The organism is Vibrio sp. V42_P2S4T144 (assembly GCF_009904715.1).
Taxonomy (GTDB): domain Bacteria; phylum Pseudomonadota; class Gammaproteobacteria; order Enterobacterales; family Vibrionaceae; genus Vibrio; species Vibrio alginolyticus.
The window spans coordinates 1-2131 of sequence record NZ_WXWS01000496.1 but is presented as its reverse complement, the minus strand read 5'-3'; the positions used below and the strand labels follow the sequence as shown (position 1 = coordinate 2131).

Below are 2131 nucleotides of genomic sequence, written 5' to 3'. Positions count from 1 at the left end.
CCTAAATACTCCCTTCCAGCCTGAATCATTCTCAATAATGAGAACAGCTTTCACTGATCCTTTCTTATAATTTCATCGCTTCCCACAACATTTGAAGGAAGCAGCAAGAAGTTAAGTGCAGTCATTTTTAATCAGGAATAACAGGAAATGGAGTAATCGTTATGACTCTAAACAAAACAGGGCTTGCTTTAGCAATGTCAGCAATTTTATTTAGTGGCTCTCTAATCGCGAATGAGATCGATGATGGAGACGACAACATGCAATGGACTGACAGCGCTAATACCGATATCGGTTTATCTGGCAGCTTCAATGATAACAGTGACAATAGCGCATCTCTCGGTGTTGGTGATAGCTTCAACGACAACAGCGATAATAGTGCGTCACTAGGTATTGGTCATAGCTTCAACGACAACAGCGACACTGACAACAGTGCAACTCTTGGTGTTGATGACAGCTTTAATAACAACAGCGACAACTCAAACTCGAGCACTAACACAGCTCAAAGCCACAACGACAATAGTACGTCTAACGCTAACGACAACAGTACCAGTGCTGATCTTGATGTGAGCCTAAATAGTGATAGTAGTGATTCAAGTACTAACACAAATAGAAGCCACAACGACAACAGCGACTCTAGTACTACTGTAAGACGTAGCAACAACGACAACAGTGACTCTAGTATCAACAGTAGCTTTAACGATAACAGCGATAATCGTAATCAAAGCGACAACCGTAACCAGAGTGATAACCGTAGCTACGCTGATTCAAGCACAACAAACTCGAACAGCTTTAACGACAATAGTAACTATCAAAGTGACTCGAGCTCAACAAATGTTGATAGCTTCAATCAAGTCCATATGGATACAGATATGGTTGTTGCGAGCTCAAGCCTAATGGGTGGTGTTACAGGTGCATCAGTTATTTATGCAACTAACGCGGATGATACTCGAGTTCGAGTTGAAAACATGAACACCCTTGGTGGTCTTGGTGGTGCGGCTGGTATTACTACCGTTGGTCAGAATGCTGGTTCAAATTCACTTGTACAACAATCTGTTACAACTAATGCAAGTGTGTTTACTGGGGGTGAGTAACCGACTAGTAGGAGAAAGCGATGCGTTTGGCAATCTGTACTTTGAGTATGATAGTTGCCTGCACTGCACTCGCTGATGACATTGCATTATCTGGCGGAGAAGTTAGCTTGGATATCATGAATGAATCAAGAGGTGGACAAAATGTTGAACTCGACTTGGTTTATGCAGAATCAGATATCAATGGTATTTCGTCAGATAATGTCGCGTCAAACACCGTGAGTGGTAACAATATACTATCAAGTGGAGCGTTCGCAGACAGTTCGGGTATATCCAACGTAATTCAGAACAGCGGAAACAACGTTTTAATCCAGAACTCTACCGTCGTTAACCTGACACTCAAGTAAACAATATGAAAGTATTAAATAACGTAATTTGGCTGATGCTCGTTTATTCAGCATCAGCCATTTCATTAGAACTGCTACCTTACCGAGCACATTACTCTGTTCCTGTTAAAAGCTACAAAGAAATAGTGTTCGGTGATGTTTTTCGCCAACAGTATGACTTCAGCTGTGGCTCTGCCGCCCTGGCTTCTCTTCTCACTTTTCATTATGCAACAGAGTCATCTGAACAAGATATCTTCAAAAGCATGTTTGAAAAAGGTGATAAAGAAAAAATCAAAGAGAAAGGTTTTTCTTTGTTGGATATGAAGTTTTACTTGGATTCCATAGGGTTACGTTCTGACGGCTTTCAAGTAGGATTGGAGAAAATTAAAGAAGTCGGCGTCCCTGGGATTACTCTCGTTAATTTCGATGGGTATATGCATTTTGTTGTCATCAGAGGTATAAACAATCACTCAGTTATTCTAGGAGACCCTTCTAGAGGAACCATGATAATGAAACTGGATGAGTTTGAAAAATATTACCAAGGAATTGTGTTACTGGTCCGTAACGAAGCGGAAATGGGAAGGTCTAGCTTTATAACCAATGATAATTTCACCGTATATCAAAGATCACCATTAAAAACAGGAGTGTCTAGAGATTCCTTAGGGGTATTTAGCATTACTCTCCCAGTTTCCGGTGAAAATTAATATAACATTGTTT

3 protein-coding genes are annotated in these 2131 nt (G+C 40.5%); all 3 read left to right on the top strand.

Translation table 11 applies throughout. The annotated features are described in order from the left end of the window. Window positions 1–161 precede the first annotated feature (161 nt). Genes CAG68_RS16425 through CAG68_RS16415 form a run of 3 tightly spaced genes read left to right on the top strand, consistent with a single transcriptional unit; the run spans window position 162 to window position 2118 of the window. On the top strand, window positions 162–1091 hold the full coding sequence (locus CAG68_RS16425) for a hypothetical protein (protein WP_005391691.1): 930 nt from the start codon (window positions 162–164) through the stop codon (window positions 1089–1091). 20 nt (window positions 1092–1111) lie between these two features. After that, window positions 1112–1435, top strand: a complete 324-nt coding sequence (locus CAG68_RS16420; RefSeq protein WP_005380167.1) for a hypothetical protein — start codon at window positions 1112–1114, stop codon at window positions 1433–1435. A gap of 5 nt (window positions 1436–1440) precedes the next feature. Then, entirely contained in the window at window positions 1441–2118 is a 678-nt protein-coding gene (locus CAG68_RS16415) for a C39 family peptidase (RefSeq protein WP_033905563.1), read from the top strand. Window positions 2119–2131 lie beyond the last annotated feature (13 nt).

What these genes read in the sequence shown, in the direction of transcription:
- CAG68_RS16425 (WP_005391691.1), top strand. Translation starts at nt 162, where the DNA reads ATGACTCTAAACAAAACAGGGCTTGCTTTAGCAATGTCAGCAATTTTA.
- CAG68_RS16415 (WP_033905563.1), top strand. Translation starts at nt 1,441, where the DNA reads ATGAAAGTATTAAATAACGTAATTTGGCTGATGCTCGTTTATTCAGCA.
- CAG68_RS16420 (WP_005380167.1), top strand. Translation starts at nt 1,112, where the DNA reads ATGCGTTTGGCAATCTGTACTTTGAGTATGATAGTTGCCTGCACTGCA.